The 17999-nt window shown below is 73.3% G+C and carries 19 protein-coding genes; 4 read left to right on the top strand and 15 right to left on the bottom strand.

Features of this window, described 5'->3' with window-relative positions; translation table 11 throughout:
* From C1I98_RS17830 to C1I98_RS17885, 12 genes are all read right to left on the bottom strand, one after another.
* A partial coding sequence (locus C1I98_RS17830) for a CHAP domain-containing protein (protein ID WP_233507957.1) occupies window positions 1–484 on the bottom strand: 484 nt, incomplete at its 3' end.
* A 131-nt stretch (window positions 485–615) separates the two neighbouring features.
* Window positions 616–1989, bottom strand: coding sequence for an NADH-quinone oxidoreductase subunit N (locus C1I98_RS17835; protein ID WP_233507958.1), 1374 nt, complete (start codon window positions 1987–1989; stop codon window positions 616–618).
* Complete coding sequence (locus C1I98_RS17840; RefSeq protein ID WP_111168583.1) at window positions 1986–3458, bottom strand: complex I subunit 4 family protein; 1473 nt, start codon at window positions 3456–3458, stop codon at window positions 1986–1988. The genes C1I98_RS17835 and C1I98_RS17840 overlap by 4 nt, the downstream gene beginning before the upstream one ends.
* Window positions 3459–3462: 4 nt before the next feature.
* Window positions 3463–5271, bottom strand: coding sequence for a proton-conducting transporter transmembrane domain-containing protein (locus C1I98_RS17845; protein WP_199537015.1), 1809 nt, complete (start codon window positions 5269–5271; stop codon window positions 3463–3465).
* A complete protein-coding gene (locus C1I98_RS17850; protein WP_111168584.1) occupies window positions 5268–5573 on the bottom strand; it encodes an NADH-quinone oxidoreductase subunit NuoK in 306 nt (101 codons plus the stop codon). The genes C1I98_RS17845 and C1I98_RS17850 overlap by 4 nt, the downstream gene beginning before the upstream one ends.
* Window positions 5570–6091 carry an NADH-quinone oxidoreductase subunit J gene (locus tag C1I98_RS17855; protein ID WP_233507959.1) on the bottom strand — a complete coding sequence of 174 codons (522 nt, stop codon included), beginning with the start codon at window positions 6089–6091 and terminating at the stop codon, window positions 5570–5572. Before C1I98_RS17855 ends, C1I98_RS17850 begins: the two co-directional genes overlap by 4 nt.
* Window positions 6088–7005: an NADH-quinone oxidoreductase subunit H gene (locus tag C1I98_RS17860; protein ID WP_111168585.1), complete on the bottom strand. Its 918-nt coding sequence runs from the start codon at window positions 7003–7005 to the stop codon at window positions 6088–6090. Before C1I98_RS17860 ends, C1I98_RS17855 begins: the two co-directional genes overlap by 4 nt.
* Before the next feature lie 69 nt (window positions 7006–7074).
* The gene (locus C1I98_RS17865; RefSeq protein WP_111168586.1) at window positions 7075–8139 is read right to left on the bottom strand and encodes a hypothetical protein; all 1065 of its coding nucleotides are present in this window, start codon (window positions 8137–8139) and stop codon (window positions 7075–7077) included.
* Entirely contained in the window at window positions 8130–8471 is a 342-nt protein-coding gene (locus C1I98_RS17870; protein ID WP_111168587.1) for an NADH-quinone oxidoreductase subunit A, read from the bottom strand. The genes C1I98_RS17865 and C1I98_RS17870 overlap by 10 nt, the downstream gene beginning before the upstream one ends.
* A 105-nt stretch (window positions 8472–8576) precedes the next feature.
* Window positions 8577–8786, bottom strand: a complete 210-nt coding sequence (locus C1I98_RS17875; protein ID WP_111168588.1) for a DUF5957 family protein — start codon at window positions 8784–8786, stop codon at window positions 8577–8579.
* Between the two features lie 48 nt (window positions 8787–8834).
* Window positions 8835–10163 carry an FAD-dependent oxidoreductase gene (locus C1I98_RS17880; protein ID WP_199537016.1) on the bottom strand — a complete coding sequence of 443 codons (1329 nt, stop codon included), beginning with the start codon at window positions 10161–10163 and terminating at the stop codon, window positions 8835–8837.
* A gap of 68 nt (window positions 10164–10231) precedes the next feature.
* Window positions 10232–11299: an alpha/beta hydrolase family protein gene (locus C1I98_RS17885; RefSeq protein ID WP_199537017.1), complete on the bottom strand. Its 1068-nt coding sequence runs from the start codon at window positions 11297–11299 to the stop codon at window positions 10232–10234.
* A gap of 116 nt (window positions 11300–11415) precedes the next feature.
* On the opposite strand from C1I98_RS17885, the gene C1I98_RS17890 reads away from it, so the two are divergent.
* The 3 genes from C1I98_RS17890 to C1I98_RS17900 all read left to right on the top strand — a co-directional run bounded on the left by C1I98_RS17890 (window position 11416) and on the right by C1I98_RS17900 (window position 13491).
* The gene (locus tag C1I98_RS17890; RefSeq protein ID WP_111168590.1) at window positions 11416–11979 is read left to right on the top strand and encodes a GNAT family N-acetyltransferase; all 564 of its coding nucleotides are present in this window, start codon (window positions 11416–11418) and stop codon (window positions 11977–11979) included.
* A 45-nt stretch (window positions 11980–12024) separates the two neighbouring features.
* A complete protein-coding gene (locus C1I98_RS17895) occupies window positions 12025–12429 on the top strand; it encodes a nitroreductase family deazaflavin-dependent oxidoreductase (RefSeq protein WP_111168591.1) in 405 nt (134 codons plus the stop codon).
* A 90-nt stretch (window positions 12430–12519) separates the two neighbouring features.
* Window positions 12520–13491, top strand: coding sequence for a hypothetical protein (locus tag C1I98_RS17900; RefSeq protein WP_438672093.1), 972 nt, complete (start codon window positions 12520–12522; stop codon window positions 13489–13491).
* A gap of 13 nt (window positions 13492–13504) precedes the next feature.
* Here C1I98_RS17900 and C1I98_RS17905 read toward each other — a convergent pair whose 3' ends face one another.
* The 3 genes from C1I98_RS17905 to glgA form a co-directional block, all read right to left on the bottom strand.
* Window positions 13505–14635, bottom strand: a complete 1131-nt coding sequence (locus tag C1I98_RS17905; RefSeq protein WP_111168592.1) for an MBL fold metallo-hydrolase — start codon at window positions 14633–14635, stop codon at window positions 13505–13507.
* An 87-nt stretch (window positions 14636–14722) separates the two neighbouring features.
* Entirely contained in the window at window positions 14723–15457 is a 735-nt protein-coding gene (pgeF, locus tag C1I98_RS17910) for a peptidoglycan editing factor PgeF (RefSeq protein WP_306461897.1), read from the bottom strand.
* A gap of 4 nt (window positions 15458–15461) precedes the next feature.
* Window positions 15462–16643 carry a glycogen synthase gene (gene glgA, locus C1I98_RS17915; protein ID WP_111168593.1) on the bottom strand — a complete coding sequence of 394 codons (1182 nt, stop codon included), beginning with the start codon at window positions 16641–16643 and terminating at the stop codon, window positions 15462–15464.
* 82 nt (window positions 16644–16725) lie between these two features.
* On the opposite strand from glgA, the gene glgC reads away from it, so the two are divergent.
* Window positions 16726–17961 carry a glucose-1-phosphate adenylyltransferase gene (glgC, locus tag C1I98_RS17920; protein ID WP_111168594.1) on the top strand — a complete coding sequence of 412 codons (1236 nt, stop codon included), beginning with the start codon at window positions 16726–16728 and terminating at the stop codon, window positions 17959–17961.
* The last annotated feature ends 38 nt before the right edge of the window (window positions 17962–17999 follow it).

A 17999-nucleotide genomic window follows, 5' to 3' on the forward strand; every position in this document is an offset into this window, starting at 1 on the left:
CAAGAAGATCGACCATGTCGGCGTCGTGGAGCGGGTCGCGGGCGGCGGCCAGCCGGGCCTCCTTGACGACGCGGGGCAGGCCGTATCCGACCACCTTGCTCTCGTCGCGGACCTTGCGCTTGAGCCAGACCCGGTCGACGTTCCCCTCGATCGTGTGGATCTTGCCGCCCGCGACCCGCTCCACGACGCCGACATGGTCGATCTTCTTGTAGTTCTTGGAGCCGCCCCAGTCGAAGAAGACCAGCGCTCCCGGCTCGGGCTCGTCGGTCCAGGCTTCGTGCTGCTTGAACCAGACCGCGTGCGAGGGGGTCCAGGCGAACGAGCCGACGTAGTCGGCGACCCCCGCACGCTCGGCGGCCCACGCGATGGACATGTCGCACCAGGGGGCGTTCCGGTACTGCGGATCGCCGACCTTCTTCGCGTACCACGTGCCGAACTTGGTGTACTGCCCGCCCTTTTCCCGGTAACCGAGCTCCGCGCGCATGACATCGAGCAGATTTTCGACAATCTGATCCACAGGGCGCGCGGTCTCCTCGCCTCGGCCACCATCCGCCATGACGGTAACCCGCCAAGCCCGAGATAACTAGACAAATGCCCATCCGCTATAAAACCGAGTCATCCAAGGGACATCAGTGGCGTAACGGCACCCGCCCCGATGCCCAGGACGACCGACAGCGCGGCGGCGGCGCAGGCGATCCCCGCCGCCCACGGGTCCGGCCGGCCGGCGTCCCCGCCCGCGAAGACCGGCCGGATCCAGCGCAGGTAGTAGAACAGGCTGATCACCGTGTTGACCACGACGGCCACCGCGAGCCACGGATGCCCGCCGTCCCAGGCCGCGCCGAGCACGAGCAGCTTGCCGGCGAACACCGCCGTGGGCGGGGTGCCGACCAGCCCCAGCAGGCACACGGTGAGCGCGACGGCGAGCGCCGGGGAACGGCGGGCCAGCCCGGTCTGCCCGGCCAGGGTGGTACGGCCGGTGGCGGCCACGACGGCGAAGGCCCCGAGGTTGGTGACGGCGTAGGCGGCGACGTAGAACAACAGCGCGGGGACGGCCAACGCGCTCGCTCCGGCCACGGCGACCGGCACCAGCGCGTAGCCGGCCTGGGCGATGGTGGAGTAGGCCAGCAGGCGGCGTACGTCGTCCTGGTGGAAGGCGGCCAGGTTGCCGAGCGTCATGGTGGCCACGGCGACCAGTCCGAGCAGTGGCCGCCAGCCGTACCCGGCCGCGCCGAACACCTCGCCGCCGAGCCGCAGCAGCGCCGCGAGCGCGCCCGCCTTGGGCACGGTGGTGACGAACGCCGCGACCGCGATCGGCGCGCCCTGCGTCACGTCGGGCACCCAGAAGTGCGCGGGCACGGCCCCCGCCTTGAACAGCACCCCGGCCAGCAGCAGCACGGCGGCGACGGCCGCGATGCCCGGCCGCTCACCGGCCAGGCCGCCGTAGGCGGTCGTGCCCGCCGCGCCGTACAGCAGGGTGACCCCGGCCAGCATCGGCACCCCGAGGAAGGCCCCCATCAGGTAGTACTTCAGCGCCGCCTCGGTGCCCGGCCCGTCCTTGGCGAACCCGGCGAGCGCGTAGCCGGGCACACTGGCCAGCAGGTACGCCGACACGAGGACCAGCAGGTCATCGGCCGCCGCCAGCGCGAGCGTGCCGAGCGCGGCGAGCAGCAGCAGCGCGTACAGCTCGGCCTCACGCGGGTGGCCGCGCGCCCGGCGGCGGGCGAGCACCACCACCGCCGCCGTCGCCAGGGCCACCACGACCCGGACGACGTGGGTGAGCGGATCGAGCGCCCAGGACTCGAAGGCCATGCCGTCCGGCCGCAGGGCGGCGGCCATCGCCGCGACCGCCGCCGCCACCAGGGCGGCGGCGCTGATCCAGGCGGCCCGTCCCTGCCGCTCGCGGGCCGAGAAGGCGCCCGTGAGCAGGCCGGTGACCGCGCCGCCGAGGATCAGCAGTTCCGGCAGGAGGTCCCAGGGATTCTCTGTCACGGGCGGCCCACCAGTGACACGATCGCGGCGGAGACCGGCTCGATGAGGTCGAGCAGCCATCGCGGGGCGAGGCCGATCAGCACCGACAGCGCGAGCAGCGGGGCGATCGCGGCGGTCTCCGGCCACCGGGTGTCCGGATTGACCCCGGCCTCGCCGGGCGGGCCGAGGAACACCCGGTGCAGGACCCGCAGGAACAGCGCGGCGGTGATCAGGATGCCGGTCACGCCGAGCGCGCCGGCCACGACCGCGGCCGGCAGGCCGGTGCCGATGACCCCCGCGAAGATCTGGAACTCCGCGATGAAGCCGGAAAGGCCGGGCAGCCCGAGCGAGCCGAACGCGGCGAGCGCGGCCAGGGCGGTCAGCCTGGGCGCGGTGGCCGCGACGCCGCCGAGGCGGCGGGCGTCGTAGGTGCGGGCGCGGTCCCACAGCACGCCCGCGACCAGGAACAATGCCCCTGTGAGCAGGCCGTGACTGACCATCTGGGTGACCGCGCCGCTGACCGCGAGCGTGCGCGGCGCGCTCGGCGCGGCCAGGCCGGCCGCGCCGAGGGCGAGCAGGATGTAGCCCATGTGGTTGACAGAGGTGTAGGCGATCAGCCGCTTGACGTCGTCCTGGGCCAGGGCGACCAGCGCGCCGTAGAGGACTCCGGCCAGGCCCACGCAGATGATCACCCACGCGTACCGCTGCCAGGCCCCCGGCAGCAGCGGCATCGCGATCCTGGCGAAGCCGTACGCGCCCATCTTCAGCAGCACCCCGGCGAGTACGGCGGAGCCGGCGGCGGGCGCGTCGGTGTGCGCGGGCGGGAGCCAGGTGTGCAACGGTACGGCGGGCGTCTTGACCGCCAGCCCCACCCCGACCGCGAGCAGCACCACCGCCGCCGCGCCCGGCCGGTCGGCGAACGGCGGGACGCGGGCCAGGTCGGCGATGTCGAACGTGCGCCCGCCCACGTACAGCCCGATGAACCCGAGCAGCAGGACCAGCGAGCCGAGGAAGGTGTAGAGGAAGAACATCAGCGCCGACCGCGCGCGGTCGCCGTGCCCCCAGCCGGCGATCACGAAGTACATGCCGACGATGGACAGGTCGAAGAACACGAAGAACAGCAGCAGGTCCAGGGCCGCGAACAGGCCGACGGAGACCGTCTGGAGGAACAGGAACAGCGCCGCGTAGGAGCGGGAGACCGGGCCGCGCGCGGAGTAGACGGCGCAGCACAGGAACAGCACGCAGGTCATCGCGATCAGCGGCAGCGACAGGCCGTCCACGCCGATGTGGTAGCCGGCCGACACGGTCGGTATCCAGCGCAGCCGTGTCTCGTGCCCGATGCCGCCCGGGTAGGTCGCCCACAGTGCCACCGCGAGCGCCAGGTCGGCCGCCGCCGCGGCGATCCAGACGGCCCCCGCCGCCCGGCCGGTACGCGGCAGCGCGAACACCGCCGCCGCGGCCAGCGGCAGGAAGATCACCAGCGAGAGCACCCGCTCACCCCCAGACCACCAGGGCCAGGAGCGCGATGATGATCAGGCAGACCGCGGCCTGGGCCAGGTAGGTGTGGACCTGGCCGGTCTGCGGGCGTCTGGCCAGGGTCCCGAGGCGGCGGGCGGTGCTGGCGAGCGCGTGGATCACGCCGTCCAGGGCGGGTTCGGCGCGGGTGCGCGTCCAGCGGGCCAGGGCCGTGCCGAGGCGCGGTACGGCCCGCACCGCGCCGCCGACCACCCGGTCGTCGAACCGCGCGAGCGCCCGCGCCAGGGCGGTCATGGGCCGCCAGGCCGCTGCGACGGCCGCGCGTTCCAGGCCGAGCCAGCCCGCGAACCCCGGGAGGGCCAGCGCGGCGTCGGGGCCGTGCCGCAGGACGCGGGCGAGCGCCGCGACGGCCAGTACGCCCGTCAGGGCCAGCCCGGGAAGGGCCGGGCGCGGTTCGCCGGGCCCGGCCCCGACGAAGCGCGCCCACTCGCCGTACCAGAGGCCGACCAGTCCGAACGCGACCGCGACCACGGTGAGCGGCGGCAGCGGCAGCAGTTCCAGCGCCCCGGCCCGGACGGTGCCGCCATGGCCGGGCGGCAGCCAGACCGCCAGCACGACCCGCGCGGCATAGCCGGCGGCCACCAGCACCGCGCCGAGGCAGACGGCGAACAGCGCCGGTGAACCCGTGGCGGCGAGCACGGCGTCCTTGGTGACCCACAGCGACAGCGGCGGCAGCCCGCCGAGGGCCGCCCCGCCGAGCGCGAAGGCCACCCCGACCGGCCGGTGCAGGCGGCCCGCGCCGCGCAGTTCGCGCAGGTCCTGGGTGCCGAGCGCGGCCAGCCACACGCCCGCGCACAAGAAGAGCAGGCTTTTCACCGCCGCGTGCGCGACCAGGTGGGCCGCCCCGCCCGCGAGCGCGGGCAGCCCCGCCGCCAGTACCGCGAACCCGATCTGGGCGCTGGTCGAGGCGGCGAGCAGTTGCTTCAGGTCGGTTTGGGCCAGGGCCACCGCGCCGAGCAGCAGCGCGGTCAGCGCGCCCGCCCAGGCGACCAGGAGCGCCGCCCAGCCGGTGGCGGCGAGCAGTGGCTGGACGCGCAGCAGCAGGTAGGCCCCGGCCGCGACCATGGTCGCCGAGTGCAGCAGCGCCGAGACCGGCGTGGGCCCGGCCATCGCCCGCGACAGCCAGAAGGCGAACGGGAGCTGGGCCGACTTGCCCAGCGCGGCCAGCACGATCCCGCCCGCGACCAGGTCCGGCCAGGGACGCGGGGCGGATGCGAGACCGGCGACGGCCAACGAGCCGGTGCCCGCCAGCGCGCACCCGGCGGCGACGTACAGGCCGAGGTCGGCGGCGCGGGTGGTGAGGAAGGCGACGCCGCCCGCGCGCACCCGCCCGCCGTCCCGCCAGTCGAACGCGATCAGCGCGTAGGAGCACGCGCCCATGACCTCCCAGGCCATGAGCAGCACCAGCAGGTCGGCCGCCGTGACGGTGGCCAGCATGGCGGCGGTGAAGACGAGCATGAGCCCGAAGAACCTGCCGCGCGAGGCACGGATCCGACCCGCCGCGTAGACCAGTACGGCGAGGGCGACCGCCGCCGTCGTCACCGCCATGACCGCGGCCAGCCCGTCCACCGCCAGCCCCGCCCGCAGGCCGCCCACCGACGGGATCGGCCGGGTCGCGGGCCGGGCGACCGCCGCGTACACCGCGATCAGCAGCGTCACCGCCGCGACGGACACCGCGAGCGCGGGCACCGCCCGCCCGCGCATGGGCAGCAGCGCCGCGCCCGCCGCCGCGGGCAGTCCGGGGAGCAGCCACAGCAGGTCGTTCATCCGCCCAGCTCGCTCGCGCCCTCGGTCATGTCCACGTCGCGGGCGCGGAAGACGGCGATGGTCACGGCGAAGCCCATCGCCATCTCCAGCGCCATCACCGTGATCGCGACCAGGACCAGCACCTGGCCGTCGGCGCGGGCCGGGGCGAAGTAGTACCAGCTCGCCCCGGCCGCGACGAGCACCCCGTTGATCATCAGCTCCAGGCCCATCATCAGCATGACGATCGACTGCTGCGACAGCGCGCCGTACAGGCCGGTCGCGAACAGCGCGGCGGCCAGCAGCAGGAAGCCCTGCGCGCTCACCGGGACCGGCTCCGACCCGCGGCGTAGCGCCCGCCGTGGACGGCGAGCACCACGGAGGCGATCATGGTGGCCAGGATCGCGACGCCGATGATCATCATGACCAGCATCTTGTCCCCCATGATGGAAAGGCCGAGGGCGCGCGCAGGGTCGGCGGGGGGCGCGCCGCGGCGCGGTGGCGGCGGGACGGCCAGTGCCCCGGCGGCGAGCGAGACGAACACGACGGCGGCGATCAGCGCCGCGCCGCGCGGGTTGTGCACCATGGTCATCGGCATCAGGCCGCCGGGGTTCATCATGAACATGATCATGAAGACGGCCATGACGCACATCTCCATGATCATCATCAGGATGACGAGCACGCCGAGGTACTGCAGGTCGATGAGCAGGAAGGTCAGGCCCACCGCCAGGAAGGACACCAGCAGCGCGAACGTCGCCCTGGCCATGGAGTCGACCACGAAGACGGCGACGCCGCCCGCCACGGCGAGCGCGGCGAGGGCCCAGAAGGCGATGCCCGCGATCACCGGGCCGCCACCGCCACGGTCGCGGTGACCAGCAGTTGCAGCAGCATGGCGGGGATCAGCACGAGCCAGGACGCCTCGGTGAACCGGTCCATCCGCAGGCCCGCCGTACGGCGTCCGGCCCAGACCAGCAGCGCCAGCACGGCGAGCGCCTTGACCAGGGTCCAGGCCCAGGCGGGCAGTCCCGGACCCGCCCCGCCGCCCAGGAAGAACGGCACGGCCGCCGCCGCGGCGACCGCCAGCAGCGCGTACCGCCCGGCCTGGAAGATCAGCAGGTCGGGACCGGACAGCTCGGCCCGCACGCCGCCCGCGACATCGACGCCCAGCGGCCCGCCCAGCGGACCCCAGAACGCCATCGCCAGCGCCGACAGCAGGTAGACCGCGAACGCGACCGGCATGGCCACGGCGAACCACAGCCCGCGCTGCGCCGCCACCACCTCGGGCACCCGCAGCGAGCCCGCGCCGACCGCGACCGTGATCAGCGCGAACATGTGCGGCAGCTCGTAGGCGAGGCCCTGCGCCAGGAAGCGGTAGCCGCCGACCAGGGGGTAGAAGGAGTTCGCGCCCCATCCGGTGAGCCAGAGCGCGGCCCACACCGCCACCTCCATCGCGTTGAACCACACGACGCCCACGGCCAGGTCGGCGAGCGGGCGTTCACCGAGCGGCAGTACCGCCGTCCCGGCGAGGGTCGCGGCGGTCAGGAGGGCGCACACGCCCGCCGTGACGAGCAGGCCGTCGGCCGCGACGGTCCGCCGCCGCCGCTGCCCGAGCAGGCGCGCCGCCTCCCGCAGTGGTCCCGCCCAGCCGGTCCCCCGGGTCCGGGAGTCCAGTACGGCGGCGGCCAGCGCCAGCCCGCCCAGCACGACGGGAAACGCCAGGATCACTCCCAAGGCCGCCGCCCCCTTTCGGAGCGGCACATGGACGCGCCACCTGTCAGAGCCGTCCGTCCAGGAACGGCACGGGGGGCCGACGAGTCCGGCGCTCTGTCAGCCATGGCCGCCGGCCGCCTCGGTGCGGGGGTCGAGGGCCGCCACGATCAGGCGGGCCGCCGCCAGTTCGGCTCCGGCCAGCAGGGCGGGCAGCCGGTCGTGGGTGCTTCCCGGGTCGGGGCGGTTCGCCGGTAGTGGCGTGTCGTCGTCCATCCGGTCCAGTGCCGCGCCCACGACGTCGAGCGATCTCAGCGCGTATCCCAGGACGTCGTCCTGCCCGGCGTCGATGCCGCGCAGCATCCAGCGCAGCGCGCGCGAGCCGCGCACCCGGCGCTCGAACCGGGCGAACTCGGCGGCGAGTCCCGCCGCCGGCCGGTCCATGAGCATCCGGTCGCGCAGCGTCCTGGCCGCGCGGGCCGCCGCGGGCCAGCCCGCCACCGCGAGCAGCCGGCCCATGCCGTCCAGGCGCTCGGCGGCGCCGCGTCGTTCGGCCGCGCCACGCGGGACGCGTTCGCCGCTCTGTGCTTTGTGCCACGGTTCGTCCCAGAACGGCTCGTCCGCGCCGAGGTCCGCGCCGACGACCCTGACCGCCGCCTCCTGGACGACGTCGCCCTGCACCGTGGCGTCCACGACCAGCCCGCCCGGCCAGTCGGCGAGCACCGGCCCGAGCGGCACGTGCAGCACCTCCAGCCGCAGCCCGTCCCGGTCCTCCCCACGCCCGGCCATCCCGATTCCACCGGGCATCTCCATACCGCCGCCATGATCGCCGCCATACCCGGCCATCGCGCCGCCACCGGACACCCCCATGCCACCACCGGCCAGGCGGGCCGCAACCTCGTCCAAGGCGTGGGAGACCTCCGTGGGGCCCGCGTCCGGCGGGAGGTCCGTCCGGGTCCGTGGGTCCGGCATGGACTCCCAGACCTCCGCCACGGCGGTGGCCAGTTCTCCCGTGGCGAGCCCGCAGACGACCAGGAGCGAGGCCGCCGCGGGCGCGGCGGCCGGGTGCCAGCGGCGGCGGGCGATCTCGGCCTCGGCGTGCAGCCGCGGGCGCGTGCCGTACGGCGTGGCCACCAGCAGCGGCCGCGGCCCCGCCCAGCGGGCGAGCCGGCCGCTCAGGCCCACCGCAGCGCCCCCTCGCGCCAGACGTAGACGACCCCGGCCATGAGCAGCCCGAGGAACGCGAACATCTCGACGACCGCCATGGTCCCGACCTCGGCGACCACCAGCGCCCAGGGGTACATGAAGACCATTTCCATGTCGAAGGCCAGGAAGACCAGCGACATGGCGTACCACCGGACGTGGTAGCGGGACATCGCGTGCTCGGCGGGCCGCGCGCCGGACAGGAACGGCCACGTCGCGAGCGGCTCCGGCCCGCGCGCGGCGGCGTAGACCCCGGCCACGCCCGCCGCGAGCAGGCCCAGCGCGGCGAGCACGCCGGGCACGGGTGCTTCCATGGTCCCTCCGGCAGGTCTGGTGCCTGCCGTCGTTCCCTGCGGCCACCGCCGCAACCACCCGGCCGGGCTAAGAAAACCCCAGGTCAGCCCGTATGAGTACGGGCGTCAGACCTCCGTCCGCGACCGATCGCGGCGGCTCAGCCGTACGGCGAGCGCCAGCACGCCCCCGGCCGGCCCCGTGTACACCGGCAGGTGGCTCACCCCCGCCGGACGGCCGGTGATCAGGGCCGTCGTGACCGCGATGACCTCGGATAGCACGATCCCCAGGATGAATCCGCCGACCAGCCCGGCCAGCGTCACGCCGAACGTCCTCACAGCCCCTCCTTCGATCATCCTTACATAGACAGCCTACATGTAGAGGGCCTACTTATGACGTCTGCGTGCGCCACCGAGTGCGGCCACGGCGGTCAGCGCGGTGATCCCCGCCCCCGCCGCGGCGACCCAGCGCCGCTGCCGGGCGATCCGCCGCTCCACCTCCACGTACGGGACGGTACTGAAGGAGACCAGCTCGTACTGCGAGACGTACCGCCCGGGCAGCAGGCGCTCCAGCGCGTGCTCCACCTTCTTCTGCGCCAGGAACATCCGGGAGGCGACCTTGTCGCGCATCTCCACGAAGTTGGCCTGGGCCAGCTCGGCGATGGTGTCCGCGTTGCGCTTGCGCCGCTCCTGGTAGAGCGGCAGCGCGGCGGCGAAGTCGTCGCCGGTCTCGGCCAGGCATCGGTCCAGCTCCACGCAGTCCTCGAACCCGCAGTTGGCCCCCTGGCCGTAGAACGGCAGGATGGCGTGCGCCGCGTCACCGGCCAGCGCGGTGATGGCCGCGCCGCCCGGCACCACCCAGGGCGCGCACCGGATCGTGACCAGGTGCCCGGTCGGGTTGCGCAGATAGTCATCGGAAAGGCCGGGCATGAGCGCGAGCGCGTCCGGATAGCGCTCGGCGAACAGCTCGGTGATCCGCTCGGGCGTGGTCAGGCTCGCGAAGTCGGCCTTCGGCCAGAACAGCGTGCAGGTGAACGAGCGGTCGGGATTGGGCAGCGCGATCATCATGGAGTGCCCGCGCGGCCAGATGTGCAGGGCGCCGGGGTCCATCGCGAACCCGCCGTCCGGGGCGGGCGGGATGACCAGCTCCTTGTAGCCGTAGTCCAGAAACTCCTGGCTGTAGTCGAATCCGGGCCTGCCCTGCATCGCGGCGCGCACCGCGCTGAAGGCCCCGTCCGTGCCGATGATCACCGGCGCGGTGGCCGTCACCGTGCCGGGGTCGCCGGGCGTCTGGAACACCATCCGGCCGGAGTCGGCGTCCATGGACGTGAGCCGGTGGTCGAAGCACAGCCGTACTCCGGGCAGCGCGGCCGCCGCGTCCAGCAGGGTGCGGTTGAGGCCGGCGCGGCCGATCGAGTTGATCGCCCGGTCCCGGTCCGCGCTGTAGGGCTGGAAGGTCAGCTCGCCGTCCACGGCGTGCATCATCCTGCCGGGCATCGGCAGCGCCGCGTCCAGCACGACCTCGTCCAGGCCGACCCTGCGCAGCGCGTCGATGCCGCGCTCGGAGATGGCCAGGTTGATCGATCTGCCCCGCTCCGCGCCCGCGCGGCGGGGGTCGGGACGCCGTTCGTACAGTGTCACGGCGTGCCCCCGGCGGGCCATGAAACACGTGAGCAGGGAGCCGACCAGGCCGGCGCCGACGATCGAGACCTCCACGGTGAACGCTCCTATCGTGATCGATATCCCCGTGTTACGACGCGGCGGCGGAGAAGTCCAGAGCGGAGTCAGGACAGCAGCCGGAAGATCTCCTCGATCATCGCCTGCCAGATGGCCGATCCCGGGTCGATCACGTCGAAGTGGCCGCCCGGCCGTTCCAGCAGCACCGCCTCCTCCCCCGCGGCGCGGGCGTGGCGGCGTCCCATGTCGACGAAGTCGGTCTCATCACCGGCCCCCTGCACGATGAGCTGCCGTACACCGAGCGGCAGCCGCTCGATCGGGCTGGCCTGCGCGTAGACGTCCGGCACGCCGGCGACGTGCCCGCCGAGCGCCATCGCCACCGCGCCGTTGCCCATCCGGCGGCGGTCGCCCTCGGCGAGGTCGAGGACACCGGCCAGGGACACGGCCAGCGCGACCCGCCCGGGGGCGTCGGCCGCCGCCCGCAGGGCGAGCGTCCCGCCCGCAGAGTGCCCGAGCACGACCAGCGGGCCGGACCCGGCCGAGGCGGCGGCCAGCCCGGCGGCCACGTCGGAGGTGGTGGCCGCCCAGCCGTGCGCGTCGGGGCGGCGGTACTCCAGATTCCACACCGAAAATCCGCGTCCGGCGAGGTCCACGGCGGCGGCGTCCATCAGGTCGGCTCCCCAGACCGAGCGCCAGAACCCGCCGTGCACGAGCACCGCCACGGGCGGTTCCGCGCCCGCCCGCCGGGGGTCCACGGGGAGGCGCAGGTCGGCCCACTGGTCCGGATGCTCGCCGTACGGCACGCGGCGGGCCGGGTGCCGGGTCCGGTACACGGCGTGCCGTAGCGCCCAGGCCAGCCCGTCCATCCCCCGGCCGTGGATGTGCGCGGCCCCGTCCGCGACCCGCGCGGGGCCGGTGTGGCGCAGGTCGAGCCAGACCGTGCGCGCGGCGTGCGGCCCCGGCCCGGTCATCAGCTCCCTGGCCGCGGCCTGCGGGCCCGGCAGCACCACGAACGCCTCGGCCGGAGCCGCGAGCAGCGACCGCAACGCGGGCGCGTCGTCCGCGGCCAGCACCTGCCCGCTCGCCGAAAGGCGGGCCAGCTCGGCGCCGGCGATCTCCTCGATCAGGGCCCGGTCGCCCGGCGCTTCGGGGCCGATCAGCACAGTCACCCGCACTTTGCGGAGTCTCCCAGGCGTCCCGCGGCCCCGCAAGGGCCGCGAAGCGCGCGCATAGGCCGATTCAGCGGTACTGATCTATGGCACTGCGGCCGGGAAGGCGTTAGCGTCGGCGCATGCGCGGCGTTGAGATCACTGGAGAACGACTGCGGCTGCGCGAGGTAGACCACGGCGACATCGAGGCGTTGCTCGCCGTCTATGGAGACCCCGCCGCCACCGAACACCTTCCCTTCGACCCCAAGACCCGAGATCAGGTGCTCGGGATGATCGATGAGGCGCTGGCCGCGGCGGCAGGTCCGGAACCACGCCTGCTGTACCTGCTGGCCGCGGAGGAGACCGACAGCGGGAAGACGATCGGCGTGGCGCGGATCACGGTCGAGGCCGAGCATCCGCACAGCGCGGAGATCGGCCTCGGCCTGCGTCCGGACCACTGGGGCCGGGGCATGGGCACCGACCTGGTCCGCCTGGTGTTGCAGCTCGGTTTCAAGCAGCTCGGCCTGCACCGGATCTGGGGCGCCCGCGCTCCGGCCAACACCGCCGCCCAGCTCGCCATGCTGGTCGCCGGGATGGTGGAGGAGGGCCGGATTCGGCACCATGTCCGCGCCAAGGGCGAATGGCGTGACTCCATCGTTCACTCCGCGTTGGAGGATGAATGGGAAGGTTTCCGATCCCGCGGGTAGTTACCTCTCTGGAACGCTTCAGGCCACTTGGAAAGGTACATATTCATGCTTTTCGGTAAAGAGCACGTCGAGCGCTATCAGGCGACCGACGGAGCCGAGGGACACGACTGGAACGGTACGACGGCCCTCCTGCTCACCACCACCGGCCGCAGGTCCGGCAAGAGGTACACCACGCCGCTCATCTACCAGCGGCACGGCGACGACTACCTGATCGTCGCCTCCCACGGCGGCTCGGACATCCCGCCGGACTGGTACCTGAACCTCCAGTCCCACCCGGAGGTGGAGGTCCAGGTGCTCGCGGACAAGTTCCCGGCGCGGGCCCGTACGGCCGACCGGGAGGAAAAGCCGGAGATGTGGCGCACCATGACCGCCACCTGGCCGGACTATGACGAATACCAGAAGAAGACCGACAGGGAGATCCCGATCGTCGTGCTCGAACGCGCGTCCTGAGGATTCCGGAGACCACCGCCCGGCCCGCCCGGAAGCTTCGCGACAAAGCGAAGCGTCGGTGGATCTGATAGGCATGTGCGAATGATTCGAGTGAGACCTTTGGTGATCGCCGCCGCCTTGCCGTTCGTGGTGGCCTGCGCGCCCGCGGTGACGAACGGCGGGCCGGCGGCGAAGGCGGCGGACAGGGGCACGCCTGTCACGGCCGGACGGGCCCCCGCCGGCGCGGGCACGACCCCCATGACGCGCAGGCCGCGACCGAAGATCCCACGCGGGACGACCGCCGGTTACGTCGTCTTCGACCGGCAGAGCGGCCGCATCGCGCTGCGGCACGCCGAGCACCGCAAGTTCAGGTCCGCCTCGGTGGTCAAGATTTTGATCGCGATCGACCTCCTGGAGAGTGGAAAGCCCGTCTCGGCCGCCGACCGTGCGCTGCTGAAGAGCATGCTGCGGGCCAGTGACGACGACGCGGCCACCACGTTCTGGCGGCGCGGCGGCGAGCGCCGGATCGTCCAGCGGATGGCCAAGCGGCTCGGGCTGAAGGACACCCTCCCGCCGCCGATCTACAAGCCGGGCTTTTGGGGTTATTCCTCGCTCAGCGCGTCGGACATCGCCACCACCTACCGCTACCTGCTCGACCGGGCCGATCCCAAGGTGAGCGGGCTCATCCTGGGCCATCTGCGCAAGGCCGCCAAGTGCGGCAAGGACGGCTTCGACCAGTCCTTCGGCATCCCGAGCGCGGTGCCCCGCCCGTTCGCGGTCAAGCAGGGCTGGTCCGGTTTCGGGACGACCCCGCCGGTGCGGTGCCGCGAAGACGCGAGCGGCGTGCGCGGGGCCTTCGCCGGGACGCTCAGCGCGGCCCCGGCCGGGCGTTCGGCCTCCCGGCTGGACCAGATCGTGGTGCCCGACCTCGGACGCCCGGTGCTGCACACCACCGGGCTGGCCGGAAAGGGCGAGCGGCTGGTGATGGTCCTGCTCACCGCCCACCCCGCGGGCACCTCCTGGCAGGAGTCGGTCCGGCGCACGACCGACCTGACCCGGCAGATCCACCGGGCCGCTTCGTGACCTGACGGCGGCGTCAGGGCGCCGCCACGGCCTGCCACCAGCCGTCGGCCGGGGAGGGGTCGTCCACATCGACGCGCTCGCCCGGCCGGGGCACGGCCAGCCGTACGTCCTTGGCCTTGGCCTCGCGCCACAGCCGGTCCACCGGCTCCGACCACGAGTGGCCCGACAGGCTGAAGGTGCCCCAGTGGACCGGGATGAGCACGCCGCCGCGCAGGTCGAGGTGCGCGGCCACGGCCTCCTCCGGCGTCATGTGGATGTCCGGCCAGGCCGGGCTGTAGGCGCCGATCTGGATCAACGTCAGGTCGAAGGGGCCGTGGGCCGCGCCGATCACCGCGTAGCCGTCGAAGTAGCCGGTGTCGCCCGAGTAGTACAGCCGCCGCCGGTGTCCGGCGACCACCCACGAACTCCACAGCGTGGGATTGCGGCGCAGCGAGCGGCCCGAGAAGTGCCGGGCGGCGGTCGCGGTGAAGCGCAGCCCGCCGAGCATGGCGTGCTCGTCCCAGTCGAGTTCGACGATCCGCGAAGCGGGCACGCCCCAACGCTCCAGGTGCGCGCCCACGCCCAGCGGCACCACGAACGGCACCGCGCGGGTGCGGGTGAGCGTGCGGATCGTCGGCATGTCGAGGTGGTCGTAGTGGTCGTGCGAGATGACCACGGCGTCGAGGTGCGGCAGGCGCTCGATCGGCACCGGCATCGGATGGATCCGGCGCGGGCCGAGCAGCGGCACCGGCGTGCAGCGGTCGCTCCACACCGGGTCGAACAGCACCCGGCGGCCCTCGATCTCCACGAGCGTCGTCGAGTGGCCGAGCCAGGTGGCCTGCAACCCGCCGGACGGCGCCACCGGCCCGCTCTGCGGCGTCACCACGGGGACGGGCACGGCGGGCCTGCGCCGCCGCCGCCGGAACAGCATCTCGCGCACGGCCCTGCCACCCGCACCCCGTGGCACGATCGCGGCGGGCATGGGATTGCGGAATGCGGCTCCGGCGTACCGTGGCGACCTGCGGACCCGCGCCGCCCGCGCGCCCGCGGGCGCGGCACCGAGCGACGTGCGGATGTCCCATGCCGCCCGGGCACCGGCGGCCGCGGCCAGCATCGCCGCCGTCGCCAGCACCCCCCGGACGAACCGCACCCGGTTCCCCTCCATCGAAAGCCCTCCAGCGATCAGCAAAAGACGCGATATATCGACACTAGCCAACCGTTCCGGCCGCCATGCGTCGTGATCATGAGCGGTTCACGAGCCCGGTGTCCCCGGCATCCAGACGATCCCGGCGAACCGCCCGGTCTTGCGCTCGCGACGGTGGGAGTACAGCTCGGGCGACTCGATGGTGCAGCGGTCGTCGTGCCGGATGTCGGTGATCCCGGCCGCGGCGAGCCGGGCCGCGATGCCGGCGCGCAGGTCGAGCGCGGGCGTGCCCCAGCTCGTCGTGGACCAGGTCTCGGGGAGCACCCGCGCGCCCTGCTCGCGCATCTCGGCGGGGACCTCGTAGCAGCGCCCGCACGCCGTGGGGCCGATGACCGCCGTGGCCCGCGGCAGGTCGGCGCCCAGGCGGGCCATCTCCCCGGCCAGTGCGGTGACCACGCCGTCGAGCGTGCCGGGACGCCCCGAGTGGGCCGCGCCGATCACGCCGTTCACCGGGTCGGCCACCAGTACGCCCGCGCAGTCCGCGCCGAGGACCCCGAGGGCGATCCCGGGCCGATCGGTCACCACGCCGTCGGCGGCCGGCGGCTCGCCGGGGAACGGGCCGGTCACGTAGGCGATGTCGGTGCCGTGCACCTGATGGGGGAAGACCAGCAGGCCGGGGCCGATGCCCAGCTCGGCCTCGGTCCGGGCGCGGTTCTGCGCGACCGCCTCGGCGGAGTCGCCCACATGACCGCCGAGGTTCCTGCTGCCGTACGGCGCGGCGCTGACACCCCCGTGCCTGTCGGTGTACGCCATGCGGACGCGTCCGCCACCGATCGTGATCACCGGGTCATCCTCTCCCAGCCGTGACACGGCTGTACAACTCGGCCGTCCGGGCGGCGATGGTGGTCCAGGAGAAGCGCTCCACCGCCCGGGCGCGCCCGGCCCGGCCCAGCTCGGCCGCCCGCGCCGGGTCGCCGAGCAGCGCGTTGATCCGCTCGGCCAGATCGGCGGCGAACCGCCCGGGGTCGTGCGGGGTGCCGTCGGCCGCCTGGTCGACGGGCACCAGCAGGCCGGTGACCCCGTCGTCCACCACCTCGGGGATGCCGCCGGTCGCGGTGGCCACGACGGCGGTCTCGCAGGCCATCGCCTCCAGGTTGACGATCCCCATCGGCTCGTAGACCGACGGGCAGACGAACACGGTGGCGTGCGAGAGGATCTGGATCACCTCGCGGCGCGGCAGCATCTCCGATATCCACACCACGCCCTGCCGGTCCAGTCCGTCCACCAGCGCGGCGACCTCGGCGGCCAGCTCCGGGGTGTCCGGCGCGCCCGCGCACAGTACGAGCTGGGCGCCCTCCGCCAGCTCTCGTGCCGCGCGCAGCAGGTGGAGCAGGCCCTTCTGCCGGGTGATCCGGCCGACGAACACCGCGTACGGCCGGTGGGGGTCGATGCCGTGCCGGGCGAGGGCGTCGGCGCCCTCGTCCCTGGCGTACTCGGCGGTGTCGATGCCGTTGTGAATCACCGTCACCTTTTCCGGTGGGATTTCCGGATAGGTGGCGAGAACGTCCCTGCGCATGCCCTCCGACACCGCCACCACCGCGTCCGCCGCGAGCAGCGCGGTGCGCTCGGCCCACGCCGACAGCGCGTATCCGCCGCCGAGCTGCTCGGCCTTCCACGGCCGCAGCGGCTCCAGGCTGTGCGTGGTGACCACGTGCGCCGCGCCGTACAGCAGCTTGGCGATGTGCCCGGCGAGGTTGGCGTACCAGGTGTGGCTGTGCACCACGTCGGCGCCCTGGCAGCCGGCGGCCATCTCCAGGTCCACGCCGAGCACCTGGAGGGCCGGGTTGGCCCCGGCCAGCCCGGGCGGCACCCGGTAGGCGTCCACCCCGGCCCCGGCTCGCGGGCCGCCGAAGCAGCGTACCCGCAGGTCGACCCGGCCGCGCAGCTCCCTGGCCAGGTACTCCACGTGGACGCCGGCCCCGCCGTACACCTCGGGGGGATACTCCCTGCTCAGCAGATCGACACGCATGTCAACAAACCCTATGTGACCGCGCCTCAGGAGATCATGTGGGACGGGTTTGAGGATGGGTCGGAGGGTAATCGTCCTGGCTATGACAACGCCCCGCGTTCTTGCGATCGTGCTCGCCGGTGGCGAGGGCAAGCGGCTGATGCCGCTCACCGCCGACCGGGCGAAGCCCGCGGTGCCGTTCGGGGGGATCTACCGGCTGGTCGACTTCGTGCTGTCCAACCTGGCCAACGGGCAGTTCCTGAAGATCGTCGTGCTGACGCAGTACAAGAACCACAGCCTGGACCGGCACATCTCACGCACCTGGCGGCTCTCGGCCATGCTGGGCAACTACGTCACGCCGGTGCCGGCCCAGCAGCGGCTGGGGCCGCAGTGGTTCGCCGGGTCGGCGGACGCGCTGTTCCAGAACCTCAACCTGATCTACGACGAGATGCCCGAGCACGTGATCGTTTTCGGCGCCGACCACATCTACCGGATGGACCCCCGGCAGATGGTCGAGCAGCACGTGGAGAGCGGCACCGACGTGACGGTGGCGGCGATCCGGCAGCCGCTGACGATGGCCGACCAGTTCGGGGTGATCGAGGCCGATCCCGCCGGGCGCAGGATCGTGGCGTTCCGGGAGAAGCCGATCGACGCGGTGGGGCTGCCCGACGCGCCCGACCAGATCTACGCGTCGATGGGCAACTACGTCTTCCGCACCCAGCCACTCATCGACGCGCTGCGGGAGGACGCCCTCGATCCCGCGAGCAGGCACGACATTGGGGGAAATATCATCCCAATGATGGTCAAGTCGGGCGGGGCGGAGGTCTACGACTTCGCCGACAACGTGGTGCCCGGCTCGACCGAACGCGACCGCGGCTACTGGCGCGACGTCGGCACCCTCGACGCCTACTACGACGCCCACCTCGACCTGATCTCCGCCCACCCGGTCTTCAACCTCTACAACGACCGCTGGCCCATCTACACCGGCCACGACCCGCTGCCGCCCGCCAAGTTCGTGCACAACGAGGGCGAGCGGGTCGGCAGGGCACTCGACTCACTGGTCTCCCCCGGCGTGATCGTCTCCGGCGGCACAGCGGTCAGCTCGATCCTCTCGCCACGCGTCGTGCTCCACTCCCACTCCCTGGTGGAGGAGTCCGTGCTGATGGACAGCGTCAGCGTGGGCCGGGGCGCGATGATCAGACGGGCCATCATCGACAAGAACGTCATCATCCCGGACGGCGCCCGCATCGGTTACGACCTGGACCACGACCGCTCCCGCTTCGCCGTCACCCGACACGGCGTCGTGGTCATCCCAAAGAACGAGGTAGTCGAACGCTGACTCACGGGGCGCCCTTGCGGGGCAGGGGGGCGGGGGTG

Source organism: Spongiactinospora gelatinilytica, assembly GCF_003236385.1.
GTDB classification, from domain to species: Bacteria; Actinomycetota; Actinomycetes; order Streptosporangiales; family Streptosporangiaceae; genus Spongiactinospora; species Spongiactinospora gelatinilytica.

Coding starts and splice junctions, on each gene's coding strand:
- C1I98_RS17845 (WP_199537015.1), bottom strand. CDS start 5,271: ATGAACGACCTGCTGTGGCTGCTCCCCGGACTGCCCGCGGCGGCGGGC.
- C1I98_RS17870 (WP_111168587.1), bottom strand. CDS start 8,471: ATGGAAGCACCCGTGCCCGGCGTGCTCGCCGCGCTGGGCCTGCTCGCG.
- C1I98_RS17890 (WP_111168590.1), top strand. CDS start 11,416: ATGCGCGGCGTTGAGATCACTGGAGAACGACTGCGGCTGCGCGAGGTA.
- C1I98_RS17895 (WP_111168591.1), top strand. CDS start 12,025: ATGCTTTTCGGTAAAGAGCACGTCGAGCGCTATCAGGCGACCGACGGA.
- C1I98_RS17905 (WP_111168592.1), bottom strand. CDS start 14,635: ATGGAGGGGAACCGGGTGCGGTTCGTCCGGGGGGTGCTGGCGACGGCG.
- glgA (WP_111168593.1), bottom strand. CDS start 16,643: ATGCGTGTCGATCTGCTGAGCAGGGAGTATCCCCCCGAGGTGTACGGC.
- glgC (WP_111168594.1), top strand. CDS start 16,726: ATGACAACGCCCCGCGTTCTTGCGATCGTGCTCGCCGGTGGCGAGGGC.